This window comes from Micromonospora sp. URMC 106, assembly GCF_051386395.1.
GTDB lineage: Bacteria > Actinomycetota > Actinomycetes > Mycobacteriales > Micromonosporaceae > Micromonospora.
Genome location: NZ_JBPQTP010000151.1, coordinates 1 through 13,326, shown reverse-complemented (window position 1 = coordinate 13,326; position 13,326 = coordinate 1). Strand labels below are relative to the sequence as shown.

Sequence of the window (13,326 nt, the reverse complement as noted above, 5' to 3'; positions counted from 1 at the left end):
ACAGACCGGCACCCCCGGCCCGTCTCGGGCCCACCGACCGGCCCCCCGTCGGGCCCGGGCTCCGGCGGGTCGCCCGCAGCCCGGCGCGCGGGCGGCGGCGCGGGGGCGGCCCCGGACGCGGGAGCCGCCGGGCCGACCGGCCGGGGCTCCGTGGCACCGGGCCACGGCCCGTCCGTCGGCCGGGCGCGCGGGGGTTCCGCCCCGCCGCGACGGGCCGGAGGCGCCGCGGCCGGGCCGGGGGCGCGGTGGGGCGGCTCGGCCGGGCCGGGAGGCGTCGGCGCGCCCGCGGCCGGGCCGGGCTCCGCCCCGCCCGGCCCCAGCTCGGTCCGCTGCTGCTTGGCCGAGCGCAGGTCGTCGATCCAGCCGAACTCCTCGCCGCTGATCGGCTCCTCGGGCTCGGCCTCGGCCTTGCCCCGCCCCCAGCGGCGACCCTTGGCGCGGGAGTCGCGCCGCTCGTCCGGGCCGTCCTCCGGTCGCTCCGAACCACGCGATCTCACTGCTGACCCTCCTCGACGGCGTCACTGCCGCCCTCTCGCGTCGCGCCGGCGCCGCCCGGGTCCGCCGGGCGGCGGCCGTTTCCCGCCGATCCGCTCGCCACCGCCACCGGCGCCTGCGGCGGCGTGACCGGGGCCGGCAGCCCGCGGACGATGCGGCGCAGCAGCGGCAGCCGGGTGGCCACCGCCCGCTCCGCGCCGTGCTGGCTGGGCCGGTAGTAGTCGGTGCCGACGAGGTCGTCGGGAGCGTACTGCTGGGTGACCACGCCGCGCTGGTCGTCGTGGGGGTAGCGGTAACCGGTGCCGTGGCCCAGCCCCTTGGCGCCGGAGTAGTGCGCGTCGCGCAGCCCGCGCGGCACCGGCCCGCCCCGGCCCGCCCGCACGTCGGCGATCGCCGCGCCGATCGCGGCGGTGGCCGAGTTCGACTTCGGGGCGGTGGCCAGGTGGATCACCGCCTGGGCGAGGTTGAGCTGCGCCTCGGGCAGCCCGACGAACTCGACGGCGTGGGCGGCGGCGGTGGCGACGCCGAGCGCGGTCGGGTCGGCCATGCCGACGTCCTCGCTGGCGAAGATGACCAGGCGGCGGGCGATGAACCGGGCGTCCTCGCCGGCGACCAGCATCCGGGCCAGCCAGTGCAGCGCCGCGTCCACGTCCGACCCGCGCATGCTCTTGATGAAGGCGCTCGTCACGTCGTAGTGGGCGTCGCCGGCGCGGTCGTAGCGCACGGCCGCCACGTCGACCGCCTGCTCGGCGGTCGCCAGGTCGATCCGCCCGGCGCCGAGCGCCGTCGCCGAGGCCGCCGCCGCCTCCAGCGCCGTGAGCGCCTTGCGCACGTCACCGGCCGCGAGGCGGACGAGATGGTCCTCGGCCTCGGACTCCAGGGTCAGCGCGCCGCCGAGCCCCCGCTCGTCGGCGACCGCGCGGCGCAGCAGGCCGCGCACCGCCGCGTCGTCCAGCGGCTGGAGGGTGAGCAGCACGCACCGCGACAGCAGGGGTGAGATGACCGAGAAGTACGGGTTCTCGGTGGTCGCCGCCAGCAGCGTGACGGTGCGGTCCTCGACGGCGGCGAGCAGGGAATCCTGCTGGGTCTTGCTGAACCGGTGCACCTCGTCGATGAAGAGCACGGTCTGCGGGCCGCCGGAGCGGCGCTGCCGGCGGGCCGTCTCGATCACCGCGCGCACGTCCTTGACCCCGGCGGTGAGCGCCGACATGGCGACGAAGCGGCGGTCGGTGGCCCGGGCCACCAGGTGCGCGATGGTCGTCTTGCCGCTGCCCGGCGGTCCCCACAGGATGACCGACATCGGCGCGCTGGCGGAGACGAGCTGGCGCAGCGGGGCGCCCGGCGCGAGCAGGTGGTCCTGCCCGACCAGCTCGTCGATGCTGCGCGGGCGCATCCGGACCGGCAGGGGCGAATCCTCCCCCACCGCCGTGAAGCCGTCCACACCGACGGAACCCGCGGGCGCGGGGGGCGCTCCGGCGGGCTCACCGAGGGAGAAGAGGGCGTCGGACTCCATCACGAGAACAGTACCGGTCCCGCCCCAGCACGCCGGAGGCGCGCCGCGGGGCGGGACCGCTGATGATCGTTTACGGTCAGCCCCGGCCCGGACGCCGGCCCCGGTACCAGCGGCCGCCGCCCCCGCCGCGCGGGGCGCTGCCGACGCCGGCCAGGTAGAGCGAGAGCAGCAGCAGGCCCAGCATCAGCAGGGTGGACGGGTTCAGCAGGTCCGGCGCACCGAGGTTGGTGTCGAAGAGGTCGAGGAGCAGGGCGAAGCCGAAAACGATCGCCGCGAGAATGGCGAGCATGTCGTTCCTCCGGTGGGGGTTCCCAGTGGGTCGGCGCGGGATGTACCCAATCGGTCCGCTCGCCAATCTCCACCGTGGACCGGCCCGGCCCCCGCAGGGTCGTCCGGGGTCCGCCGACGGGGGTTCGGCGGGCGTTCTAGGCTGGCAACATGATCATCGCCGACCAGGTCCTGGAGGGGCGGGACGCCATCCTGGCGGCCGCCGGCCACCACCCGTACGCCCGGCACTCGCTCTGGCTCGGGGAGCAGCCGCGCGGCTGGCGGCGCGACGACGCGGTCGGCTGGCTGCTCCCGGCGGAACACGGCCCGGCCGGCGGCGCGATCGGCGCCCCCGGCCCGGCGGTCGACGTCTTCGCCGACCTCGTCGCGCGGGGCGTGCTGCGCCCCGGCCAGTGGCTGCACCTGCCGCGACTCGACCCGGCGGCGCTGGCCGGCCGGCTGGCCGTGGCGCGGCACGACGAGTGGGACTTCCTCTGGGCCGCGACCGCGCCGCCGCGCCAGCCCGCGGAGGAGCGGGTGGTCCGGCTCACCGAGGCCGACCACCCGGCGCTGGCCGCGCTGATCGACGAGTCCTTCCCGACCACCACCTCGCGCCCGGGCGACCCCCGGGTCGTCGACTGGTACGGCATCCGCGACGGCGACCGGATCGTCGCCTGCGGGGCGGACCGCAGCCGGGGCGACGTCGGCTTCCTCGCCGGCCTGACCGTCGCCCCCGAGTTGCGGGGCCGAGGGCTGGGCGCGGCGCTGACCGCCGGGATGACCCGGGCGTTGTTCGCCCGCCACGACACCGTGGCGCTCGGCGTCTACACCGCCAACGTCGGGGCGATCCGGCTCTACCGGCGGCTCGGCTTCACCGGCACCCTGGCCCGCAGCTCGGTGCACCTGGCCTGAACGGACGGCGGGAGCCCTTCGCGAGGGCTCCCGCCGACCGCGCTGCCGGACGCCGACGTCGCGGATGGCACCCGAGCCGTGTGGAACGCGGCGAGCAGGGACCGTCAGCCGCCGTGCGCGGGCGCGGCGTCCACCTCCGGCCGCCCACCCACCGACTGGCGGCAGTCGTCCCCCGGCCTCGGCGGGCCCGACCCGGTCCCCGGCGCGGAGCCGGTCGCGGTGACGGCACCGGACGCGGGGCCGGCGTCCGCAGCGGGGACGGGGTCAGGCGCGGGGCGACGGCCGGCGCGCCAGGCGGGCAGGTAGAGCGGGGCGGCGACGGCCAGCACCACCGCGCCGACGAGCATGGCGGTGCTGACGCTGACGGCGTCGGCGAGCGCGGTGAGCACGATGGCGCCGACGGCGAAGCCGGGCTGGCCCATCATCGAGTTGAGCGAGATCACGCTGGTGCGGTACGGACCGTCGACCTGCCGGTGCAGCAGACCCATGTGCAGGGGGTTGGACGCCCCGTGCACGGTGTAGCAGGCGAGGTAGGCGACCAGCACCCCGGCCGGGCCCGCGAGCAGGCCCATCCCGACCACCGTCACCCCTTGCAGGATCCGCAGCAGGGCGGCGCTCGGCGCGGCGCCCAGCCAGCGCAGCAGCAGCGGGGTGAGCGCGGCGCCGGCCGCCCCGGCCAGCCAGGCCGCCGAGTTGGCCGGCCCCAGCAGGGCCGCCGCCCGGTCCGGGTCGCCGACCACCTCGGCGAGCCGGACCGGGAGCAGCGACTCGAACGTGACCATGCCGAAGCCCCAGAACAGCTCGACGGAGACCAGGGCGAGCAGGACCCGGGAGCGGCGCAGCAGCCCGAACGCCTGCCCGACCATCCGCGGCGCCTCGGCGACCGACGCCCGCAGCGCGCCGGCGCCCTTCGCCGGGCCGACCTCGGGCAGCAGCACCAGCAGCGCGACCAGGGCCACCACCTGGAGCGCGGCGGCGACGAGCACCGGGACGGTGAGGGCGCTGACCGGCCCGACCGGGCCGAGCGCGACCAGCCCGCCGCCGAGCAGCGCGCCGGCGCTGATGGCCACGCCGATGACGGTGCCGGCGTAGCCCAGGCCCGGCTCGTACTCGGCCTTCGGGTCCGCGGCCAGGGTGGCGTCGACGTACCAGGACTCCAGCGGGCCGCTGTCCAGCGCCCGGAAGACACCCTGCAACGCCCAGACCAGGAAGAACACCGCGAACGAGTCGGCGACCGCGAAGAGCGCGAGCGCGGCGAGGTTGACCAGCCAGGCGGTGATCAGGACCGGGCGGCGCCCGAGTGCGTCGGCGAGCCCGCCGGTGGGCAGCTCCAGCGCCAGCACGACCAGACCCTGGGCGACGGAGACCAGGCCGATCTGGGACAGCGTCAGGCCACGCTCCTGCATGAGCAGGATCATCACCGGCACCATCAGGCCGGTGGGCAGCCAGCGCAGGCCGTGCAGCACGAGGAAGCGGCGCCGCACCTGGCGTACGGACAGCGCGCTCACCGCTTCCCCTCCACCCGGGGGAACGCGGCGAGGAAGACGTGCACGGACCGGGCGTCCGGCTCGTCGGAGGTCGCCTCGTCGTGGTGGCGCATCAGCACCTGCCACAGCTCGTCGTTGAGCGCCTGGAGACGGGCCGGACCGAGGGTCAGCACCATGTCGCTCATGCCGGCGGCGTCCCGCCACTGCGGGGAGCGGCTCGCCGCCTCGGCCATCCATCGCTCGGCCAACTCGGCCAGCAGTCGCACCTGGTCGCCCTGGATCCACTCCATCGCCGCCCGGGCGTCGGGATCGTCGTCGTAGTCGCTCGGGTCGAAGTTGCTGATGTCGTGCGCCGCCCGCCACCACCGCTGACGGCCGGTGCCCCGGTCCGGGTCCTCCACGACCAGCCCCACCTCGGCGAGTTGTCGCAGGTGGTAGCTGGTCGCCCCGGTGTTGGTGTCCAGCTTCTCGGCCAGCGCGGTCGCGGTGGCCGGGCCGTCCAGGCGCAGCGTGCCGAGCAGCCGCATCCGCAGCGGATGGGCGAGCACGCGGACCTGCCGGTGGTCGAGTCGGACGTTGCGCAGCGCGTCCGAGGGCGGGGATGCGTTCTCCATGGGATACACACTATCTCTGCACACTTTCTATGCACAAGAGTTGTGCATAGACGACATGCGCCGGTGATGGCGGACGTGGAGCGTGGGCGGCGGGCACGACCCGGCGCGGGGACCGGGCGGGTCAGGCGGCGAGCAGCTCGCGGATGCCGCGCAGGCGGGTCGGCAGCAGGGCGGCGGCGCGGGACGAGTCGAGGCGCACCTCGGCGGGGCGGACCAGGCCCGAGGAGGCGCTGGTGGTGGTCTTCAGCCCCGCCGGGTCGAGGCCGAACCGGGCGGCCACGAGCAGCCCCATCTCGGCCCGGCTCACCGCGTCCGGCCCGGCCACGTTGAGCGGGCCGGCGTACCGGTTGCCGGCCAGGTCGAGGACGGCGGCGGCCAGGTCGGTGACGTCGACCGGGCAGCGGATCTCGTCGGTGAACAGGGCGGCCCGCCCGGCGAGGGCGTCGAGGCAGAGCCGGATCTGCTTGCTCCGCTCGTCGCCCACGATCAGCGAGGTGCGCACCAGCGCCGCGCCCGGATCGATCGCCCGCACCGCGGTCTCGGCCGCCGCCTTCGCCGCCCCGTACGGGAAGACCGGGCTGGGTGGCTCGTCGTCGGCGTACGGCTCGGGGCGGCCGGCGTGCAGCGCGTCGCTGGACAGGTGCACCAGCCGCGCCCCGACCTCGGCGACCGCGTACGCGACATGGGCCGCGCCGTCGGCGGTCACCGTCCACTCCGCGTACCGGTAGGGGGTGCTGACCACGGCGTCGGGGCGGACCCGGGCGACCAGGTCGCGCACCGCGGCCCGGTCCGTCACGTCCAGCCGGCGCGCGTCGACGCCCGGCACCTCCACCCCGCCCGAGTGGTACGTCCCGACCACCCGCTCCCCCGCCGCGACCGCCTGCCGGCAGACCTCACCGCCGAGGTGCCCGCTGGCCCCCACCACGAGCAGCGTCACGCCGCCCCCTCTCCTCGCGTCGGCGCCCCGGACCGACTCGACGCCCCGGGCCGACTCGGCGCCTCCAGGCCCGGCCCGACGCCTCCGGGCCCGGGCCGGCGACGTCGCCCCGGCCCGCCGGGGCGACCGTCCCGCCGGGAGGCCCGCGTCAGGCCGCTTGGCGAATCATGACGCAAGCCTCCCGGTTCGTCGGGGAACCGGGCCGGAACCGGTCAGGTCGGGTCGGCGACCGGGGCGGCCGGGCCGGCCGTGCCGGTGTGCGGCGCGGCGGCCGGCTTCGGCTTGGCGTCGATGCCGGCCTCGGCGCGCTGCTGGGTGGTGATGGGCGTCGGCGCGCCGGTCAGCGGGTCGAAGCCGCCCCGGGTCTTCGGGAAGGCGATCACCTCGCGGATCGAGTCCGCGCCGGCGAGGAGCATGCAGACCCGGTCCCAGCCGAAGGCGATGCCGCCGTGCGGCGGGGCGCCGTACTTGAACGCCTCCAGCAGGAAGCCGAACTTGTCCTGCGCCTCCTCCGGGGTGATGCCGAGCAGGTCGAAGACCCGCTTCTGCACGTCGCCCCGGTGGATACGGATCGAGCCGCCACCGATCTCGTTGCCGTTGCAGACGATGTCGTACGCGTAGGCCAGCGCGCGGTCCGGCGCCTCCTCGAACCGGTCGACCCACTCGGCGTTCGGGGAGGTGAACGGGTGGTGCACGGCGGTCCAGCCGCCCTCGTCGGTGCGCTCGAACATCGGCGCGTCGACCACCCAGCAGAACGCCCAGGCGTTCTCGTCGACCAGCCCGGCCCGCTTGGCGATCTCGATGCGGGCCGCGCCGAGCAGCTCCTGCGCCTCGCGGGTGTTCGTGCTGGCGGCGAAGAAGACCGCGTCGCCCGGCTTGGCGCCGACCGCGTCGGCGAGCCCGCCCAGGTGCTCGGCGGAGAGGTTCTTCGCCACCGGCCCGCGCGCCTCGCCGGTCTCGGCGTCGAGCACCACGTACGCCAGGCCGCGCGCGCCGCGCGCCTTCGCCCAGTCCTGCCAGCCGTCCAGCTCCTTGCGGCTCTGCGACGCGCCGCCCGGCATGACCACCGCGCCGACGTAGCCGCCGGCGTCGATCGCCCCGGCGAAGACCCGGAACTCGGTGCCGCGCAGGTAGTCGGTCAGCTCGGTCAGCTCGACGCCGTAGCGCAGGTCCGGCTTGTCGGAGCCGTACCGGGCCATGGCGTCGTGCCAGGTGATGCGCGGGATCGGCCGGGAGATCTCGTGGCCGGCCAGGTCCTTCCAGAGCGCCGAGACGATCGCCTCGCCGAGGTCGATCACGTCGTCCTCGGTGACGAAGGACATCTCGATGTCGAGCTGGGTGAACTCCGGCTGCCGGTCGGCGCGGAAGTCCTCGTCGCGGTAGCAGCGGGCGATCTGGTAGTACCGCTCCATGCCGCCGACCATCAGCAGCTGCTTGAACAGCTGCGGGGACTGCGGCAACGCGTACCAGCTGCCGGGCTGCAGGCGCACCGGCACCAGGAAGTCGCGAGCACCCTCCGGGGTGGACCGGGTCAGCGTCGGGGTCTCGATCTCCAGGAAGTCCCGCTCGTGCAGCACCGCGCGGGCGAGCTGGTTGGCCCGCGAGCGCAGCCGCATCGCCTTCGCCGGGCCGCTGCGGCGCAGGTCGAGGTAGCGGTAGCGCAGCCGGATGTCGTCGCCGGCCTCGACCTGGTCGTCCACCGGCAGCGGCAGCGGCGCCGCCTCGGAGAGCACCTCCAGCTCGGCGGCGGTCACCTCGATCTCGCCGGTCGGCAGCTCCGGGTTCTCGTTGCCCTCGGGGCGGCGGGTCACCTCGCCGGTCACCCGGACGCAGAACTCGTTGCGCAGCGCGTGCGCGTCCTCCTCGCGGAACACCACCTGGACCACGCCGGAGCCGTCGCGCAGGTCCACGAAGATCACGCCGCCGTGGTCACGCCGGCGGGCCACCCAGCCGGCGAGCGTCACCGTGGTGCCGGCGTCCGTCGCGCGCAGGCTGCCGGCGTCATGGGTACGGATCACGACTTGCGTCTCCTCATCTGCGGTCCACCGTTACCCCTGGCATTCTGTCAGCCTCCCCCTGCGCCCCGTTGCGGGGTGAGGAAGGCGGTGTCGCCGCAGGGCGCGGCCCGTGGCTGACCGGCCGGATCAGTCGCGCGGCTCGGCGGGGAGCAGGTGGTTCACCACGACGTCCCCGACGGTCAGCACCCGGGCGCGCTCCTCCGCCCCCCGGTCGGCGCCGGTGAGCCGGCCGCCGTGCTGGCGCAGGTGCTCCTCCCAGGACGGCACCTGGTAGACCTCGACGAAGCCGTGCTCCCGCTCCCCCGTGCGGAACAGCCCCCACCGCATCGCCCCGGTACGCCGGCGCGACCGGCCCACCAGCCGCATCGCCGCGACGAACTCGGCCTGCCGCTCGGGTGGCACCGTGTACGAGACGGTCACCAGCACCGGGCCCGTGCGCGGATCCGCGGGCAGCGTCAGGTGCGGCTCGGGCCACCACACGGCCGGGTCGCGGTTGATGCCCCGGGTGTCGCGCAGCGGCCAGAACGGCACGGTCGCCGCGCCGGCCGCCATCAGCGCCGCCGCCACGGCGAGCGCGACCACGAGGCCGGTCACCTCGCCGAGGGCGCCCCAGGCCACCGCGCCGAGCGCCTGCCCGCCGGCGAAGACCATCTGGTAGACCGAGAGCCCGCGGGCGCGTACCCAGCCGGGCAGGAAGAGCTGCATCGCCGCGTTGACGCTGGACAACACGGTCATCCAGGCCATCCCGGCGGGCACCAGGGCCAGGGTGACCGGCACCGGCCCCGGCGCGAGAGCGAGCACCCCCAGGACGGCGGCGTAGACCAGCCCGGCCAGCAGGAGGAGCCGGCTGGTGGTGAACGCCTGCCGGATCCGCGGCAGCACGAGGGCACCCACCACCGCGCCGACGCCGAGGGCGGCGAGCAGCACGCCGTACCCGCCGGCGCCCAGGTGCAGGCGGCGGCTGGCGACCAGGGGCAGCAGGGCCCACAGGGCGCTGCCGGGCACCACGAACAGCGCCGCGCGCAGCAGGATCCGGCGGACCACCGGCGAGTGCCGCACGTACCGGCCGCCGGCGCGCAACGCGGCGGTGAACCGCTCCGGCAGGTCGTCGCCCTCGGGCCGTTCCGGCCGCCAGCGCAGCAGGGCCAGCGCGAAGACGGCGAACGACACCGCGTTGACGGCGAAGACGGTGGCGACGCCGGCCCGGGCCACCAGCACGCCGGCCACGGCCGGCCCGACCGCGCGGGCCAGGTTCACGCTGATCGAGCCGAGCGCCGAGGCGGAGACGAGCTGTGACCGGGGCACCAGCTCGGGGATGACCGCCTGCCACGCCGGCAGGGTCAGCGCCTGACCGACGCCGAGGGCGAAGGTGAGGGTGAGCAGCAGCGCCGGCGGCATCCGGTCCGCGGCGGTGAGCCCGGTCAGCAGTACGCCGACGGCGGCCAGGAAGCACTGCACGCCGATCAGCAGCCGGCGGCGGTCCAGGGTGTCGGCCAGCGCGCCGGCGGGCAGGGCGAGCAGCAGCACGGGCAGCATGCTGGCGGTCTGCACCAGCGACACCAGCGTCGAGGCGTTGGCCTCGTCGACGAGCAGCCACTGCGCGCCGACGGTCTGCATCCAGGTGCCCACGTTGCTGGCCAGCACCGCCAGCCAGAGGCTGCGGAACGCGGCGTGCCGCAGCGGGGCCCAGGCGGACGCGGCGGGTTCGGCGGGCGGGGTCACGGGGGCGCTCACCGACCGGAACGTACCCCGGCCGACCCGCTCCAGTCCGGCGAACCGGGCCCGGGCACGCGGGCGGGCCGCCGGAGGATCCGGCGGCCCGCTGGCGTGCGAACGGTCAGAAGATGCTGACGCCGTAGCGGCTCAGCGCCTCGGTGACCGGCTGGAAGTAGGTGGTGCCACCGGTCCGGCAGTTGCCGCTGCCGCCGGAGGTGAGGCCCAGGGCGGTGGAGCCGCTGAACAGCGAGCCGCCGCTGTCGCCCGGCTCGGCGCAGACGTTGGTGCGGATCAGGCCGGAGACCGAGCCCTCGGCGTAGTTCACCGTGGCGTTGAGCGCGGTCACCGAGCCGCCGCGCAGGCCGGTGGTGCTGCCGGAGCGCTGCACGGACTGGCCGACGTACGCGTTGCCGGCGGCGGTGATGTCGCGGTAGCTGCCGTTGTAGAGGTAGACGTTGCCGGCCGCGTTGGCGGAGTTGTTGTGCCGCACGATGCCGTAGTCGTTGCCCGGGAAGCTGCTGCCGGTGCGGGTGCCGAGCAGGTTCGTCTGGGCGGAGTTGCTGTACCAGCTGGAGGAGATGTTGGTGCAGTGCCCGGCGGTCAGGAAGTAGTAGGTGGTGCCGCTGCGGACGTTGAAGCCGAGGGAGCAGCGGCCGCCGCCACCGGCGTAGATGGCCTGGCCGCCGGAGATCCGGGTGCTCAGCACGCCGGCCTCGGCCTCGATGCGGATCGCGCCGTTCATCCGCGCGGCGGCGGCCTTGACGCGCTCCAGCTTGGCGCCGGTGACCGTGCTGTCGACGGAGACGACGACCTGGTTGGTGGCCGGGTCGGTCCACCAGGCGGTGCCGGGGATCTTCGCGGAGCGGTCCAGCTCCGCGGTGGCGCGGGCCAGCTCGTTGGCGCCGCGCTTGACGATCTTCGGGGTCGCGCCGGCGGCGCTGACCTGACGGGCCGCGGCGGCGTCGGTCACGGTGACGACCATCTTGCCGCTGGCGTCGGCGTACGCACCGGCGGACCGGTCGCCGAGGCGCTCGGCGAGACCGGCGGCGGCGTCCGGCGAGGCGAACGCGGGTGCGGCCTGGGCGGGCGCGCCGATCAGCGAGCCGGCGACCAGGGCTCCGGCCGCGGCGATGGTGGCGGCACGACGGAGCGAGGACCTCGTGGGTCGCATGCAACAACCTCCAGGGAGGGGTGACGGGCCCGCGTCGGGGGCGACGGGACCGGGGACCATGCCGGCCGATCTGGGGAAACCGGCCGAGCTGAGTGAAGTATTCACATACTTAAGATCGTAGGCAAGACCCGACTTTGTCCTTTTCGCCCCGGCTGCTTCCGTCACCGGTCGGAAACATTGTGGACACAGACGTACGTCTATACGCTCTGTTCACCGCACCAACACCCTCGGCACCCGCGATCCGGAGGCCACCGTGAAGCCCTTCCGACGGCTGCTCGTCCCCCTCGCCGTAGCCACCGCCCTCGTCCTGCCGGCCGCCACCCCGGCCGCCGCCGACCCCGGCCCGCCACCGACCTCGATGGCCAGCCTCGGCGACTCGATCACGCGCGGCTTCAACGCCTGCGGCTGGTACGTCGACTGCACCTCCCGGTCGTTCAGCACCGGTGACAACTCCACGGTGAACAGTCACTACCTGCGCATCCGCGCGACCAATCCGGCCATCGACGGCCGCAACCACAACGACGCGCGCAGCGGCGCGAAGTCCGCCGACATGTACGGCCAGGCCGGCACCGCCGTCAGCCAGGGCGTCGGCTACGTCACGATGCTGATCGGCGCCAACGACGCCTGCACCGGCACGGAGGCGGGGATGACGCCGGTGGCCACCTACCGGGCCAACATCGACGCCGCGCTCAACCGCCTCAAGGCCGGGCTACCCGACGCCCGGGTGCAGCTGATCAGCGTGCCGGACATCCACCGGCTCTGGTCGGTCGGCAAGGACAGCGGCAGCGCCCGCAGCGCCTGGTCCCTGTTCGGCGTCTGCCAGTCGATGCTCGCCAACCCGACCTCCACGGCGCAGGCGGACGTGGACCGGCGCAACCGCGTACGCCAGCGGGTCGTCGACTACAACACGCAGCTCGCCCAGGCCTGCGCCGCGTACGGCCCGAACTGCGACTTCGACGACAACGCCGTGTTCGGCTACCCGTTCACCCTCAGCCAGCTCTCCGCCTGGGACTACTTCCACCCGAACGCCAGCGGGCAGCGGGTCCTGGCGAGCGTCTCGTACGCCGCCGGATTCGGTTGGTGACAGGCCGGTCCTGACGCGCGGACGGCGACCACCGTCCGCGCGTCGCCGTGCCGGCTTCACCCGACGCGGCGGCGCGCCCCGGGCCCCGGTCGCGGCACCACGTCGCGGGGCCGGGCCACCTCGTGCCCGCGCTCGCAGCGCAGCTCGACGCGCACCTGCGCGCCGCAGTCGCGGTGCGCGACGGTCAACGGCGAGCCGTCCGGGTCGGCCAGGTAGCGGTCCCCCCAGCCCAGGACGGCCACCAGCACCGGCCAGAGGTCGAGCCCCATCTCGGTCAGCCGGTACTCGTGGCGCACCCGGCTGCCCGGCTCCCGGTAGGGCTCGCGCCGCAGCACCCCCCGCTCCACCAGCATCGCCAGCCGGTTGGTGAGCACCTGCCGGGGGATGCCGGTGCGCACGCGCATGTCGTCGAAGCGACGGACGCCGTTGAAGACCTCGCGCAGGACGACCAGCGTCCACCGCTCGCCGAGAACCTCCATCGCGCGGGCGATGGTGCAGTTCTCGACGGACCAGTCCAGTGCCGCGGGTCTCATGCGCTCCAGGCTAGGTCTGATTGACAGACTCAGCAACGCGCTGCCAGGCTGGGTCCATGACACAGACGCAGGGCCCGGCGCGCAGCCGTACCTTCTCGTGGTCCGACCCGGGCATCAACGCCGCGCACCTCGGCCGGCGCGGCGGCCTGGAGCTGCTCCGCGCGATGATCGCCGGGGAGCTGGCGGCGCCGCCGATCATGCACCTGCTCGACATGTCCCGGATGGAGGCCGACGAGGGCCGGGTGGCCGTCGAGCTGGTCCCCCAGGAGTTCCACTACAACCCGCTCGGCACCGTGCACGGCGGGGTCATCTCCACCCTGCTGGACACGGCGGCGGCCTGCGCGGTGCACACCACGCTGCCGGCCGGGGTCGGCTACACCTCGCTGGACCTGAACGTGAAGTTCCTCCGCCCGGTCACCGTCGCGAGCGGCACCCTGCGCTGCGAGGGCACCGTCGTCCAGCGGGGCCGCCGCACGGCCCTGGCCGAGGCGAAGCTGCTCGACGCCCAGTCCCGCCTGGTCGCCCACGCCACGTCCACCTGCCTCCTCTTCCCCCTCGACCAACCCGCCTGACCCCCAC

The 13,326-nt window shown here is 75.2% G+C and carries 12 protein-coding genes and 1 pseudogene; 3 read left to right on the top strand and 10 right to left on the bottom strand.

Annotated elements, in window-relative coordinates:
- The 3 genes and pseudogenes from ACSNOB_RS29550 to ACSNOB_RS29540 all read right to left on the bottom strand — a co-directional run.
- Positions 1–497, bottom strand: a pseudogene (locus ACSNOB_RS29550) (hypothetical protein); the annotation flags it as partial.
- Positions 494–2,008, bottom strand: coding sequence for a replication-associated recombination protein A (locus ACSNOB_RS29545; RefSeq protein ID WP_436690447.1), 1,515 nt, complete (start codon positions 2,006–2,008; stop codon positions 494–496). The pseudogene ACSNOB_RS29550 and the gene ACSNOB_RS29545, both read right to left, overlap by 4 nt.
- 76 nt (positions 2,009–2,084) lie before the next feature.
- Positions 2,085–2,297, bottom strand: a complete 213-nt coding sequence (locus tag ACSNOB_RS29540; RefSeq protein WP_350708997.1) for a hypothetical protein — start codon at positions 2,295–2,297, stop codon at positions 2,085–2,087.
- A gap of 149 nt (positions 2,298–2,446) precedes the next feature.
- On the opposite strand from ACSNOB_RS29540, the gene ACSNOB_RS29535 reads away from it, so the two are divergent.
- Complete coding sequence (locus tag ACSNOB_RS29535; protein ID WP_436690445.1) at positions 2,447–3,187, top strand: GNAT family N-acetyltransferase; 741 nt, start codon at positions 2,447–2,449, stop codon at positions 3,185–3,187.
- A 104-nt stretch (positions 3,188–3,291) separates the two neighbouring features.
- Here ACSNOB_RS29535 and ACSNOB_RS29530 read toward each other — a convergent pair whose 3' ends face one another.
- The 6 genes from ACSNOB_RS29530 to ACSNOB_RS29505 all read right to left on the bottom strand — a co-directional run bounded on the left by ACSNOB_RS29530 (position 3,292) and on the right by ACSNOB_RS29505 (position 11,130).
- Positions 3,292–4,695 carry an MFS transporter gene (locus ACSNOB_RS29530; RefSeq protein ID WP_436690443.1) on the bottom strand — a complete coding sequence of 468 codons (1,404 nt, stop codon included), beginning with the start codon at positions 4,693–4,695 and terminating at the stop codon, positions 3,292–3,294.
- On the bottom strand, positions 4,692–5,288 hold the full coding sequence (locus ACSNOB_RS29525; RefSeq protein WP_436690441.1) for an ArsR/SmtB family transcription factor: 597 nt from the start codon (positions 5,286–5,288) through the stop codon (positions 4,692–4,694). The genes ACSNOB_RS29530 and ACSNOB_RS29525 overlap by 4 nt, the downstream gene beginning before the upstream one ends.
- Before the next feature lie 121 nt (positions 5,289–5,409).
- Positions 5,410–6,225, bottom strand: coding sequence for an SDR family oxidoreductase (locus ACSNOB_RS29520; protein WP_436690439.1), 816 nt, complete (start codon positions 6,223–6,225; stop codon positions 5,410–5,412).
- Between the two features lie 212 nt (positions 6,226–6,437).
- Positions 6,438–8,243 (bottom strand): aspartate--tRNA ligase, encoded by a 1,806-nt coding sequence (aspS, locus tag ACSNOB_RS29515; RefSeq protein ID WP_436690437.1) that lies wholly within the window; start codon positions 8,241–8,243, stop codon positions 6,438–6,440.
- 126 nt (positions 8,244–8,369) lie between these two features.
- Positions 8,370–9,977, bottom strand: a complete 1,608-nt coding sequence (locus ACSNOB_RS29510) for an MFS transporter (protein WP_436690435.1) — start codon at positions 9,975–9,977, stop codon at positions 8,370–8,372.
- A gap of 103 nt (positions 9,978–10,080) precedes the next feature.
- Positions 10,081–11,130 (bottom strand): S1 family peptidase, encoded by a 1,050-nt coding sequence (locus tag ACSNOB_RS29505; protein ID WP_436690433.1) that lies wholly within the window; start codon positions 11,128–11,130, stop codon positions 10,081–10,083.
- A gap of 253 nt (positions 11,131–11,383) precedes the next feature.
- Between ACSNOB_RS29505 and ACSNOB_RS29500 the strand changes: the two genes are divergently transcribed.
- Positions 11,384–12,214: a GDSL-type esterase/lipase family protein gene (locus ACSNOB_RS29500; RefSeq protein ID WP_436690431.1), complete on the top strand. Its 831-nt coding sequence runs from the start codon at positions 11,384–11,386 to the stop codon at positions 12,212–12,214.
- 56 nt (positions 12,215–12,270) lie between these two features.
- Here ACSNOB_RS29500 and ACSNOB_RS29495 read toward each other — a convergent pair whose 3' ends face one another.
- Positions 12,271–12,747 carry a winged helix-turn-helix transcriptional regulator gene (locus ACSNOB_RS29495; RefSeq protein WP_436690429.1) on the bottom strand — a complete coding sequence of 159 codons (477 nt, stop codon included), beginning with the start codon at positions 12,745–12,747 and terminating at the stop codon, positions 12,271–12,273.
- Between the two features lie 56 nt (positions 12,748–12,803).
- Here ACSNOB_RS29495 and ACSNOB_RS29490 point away from each other — a divergent pair, with 56 nt between their 5' ends.
- On the top strand, positions 12,804–13,319 hold the full coding sequence (locus ACSNOB_RS29490) for a PaaI family thioesterase (protein ID WP_436690427.1): 516 nt from the start codon (positions 12,804–12,806) through the stop codon (positions 13,317–13,319).
- Positions 13,320–13,326 lie beyond the last annotated feature (7 nt).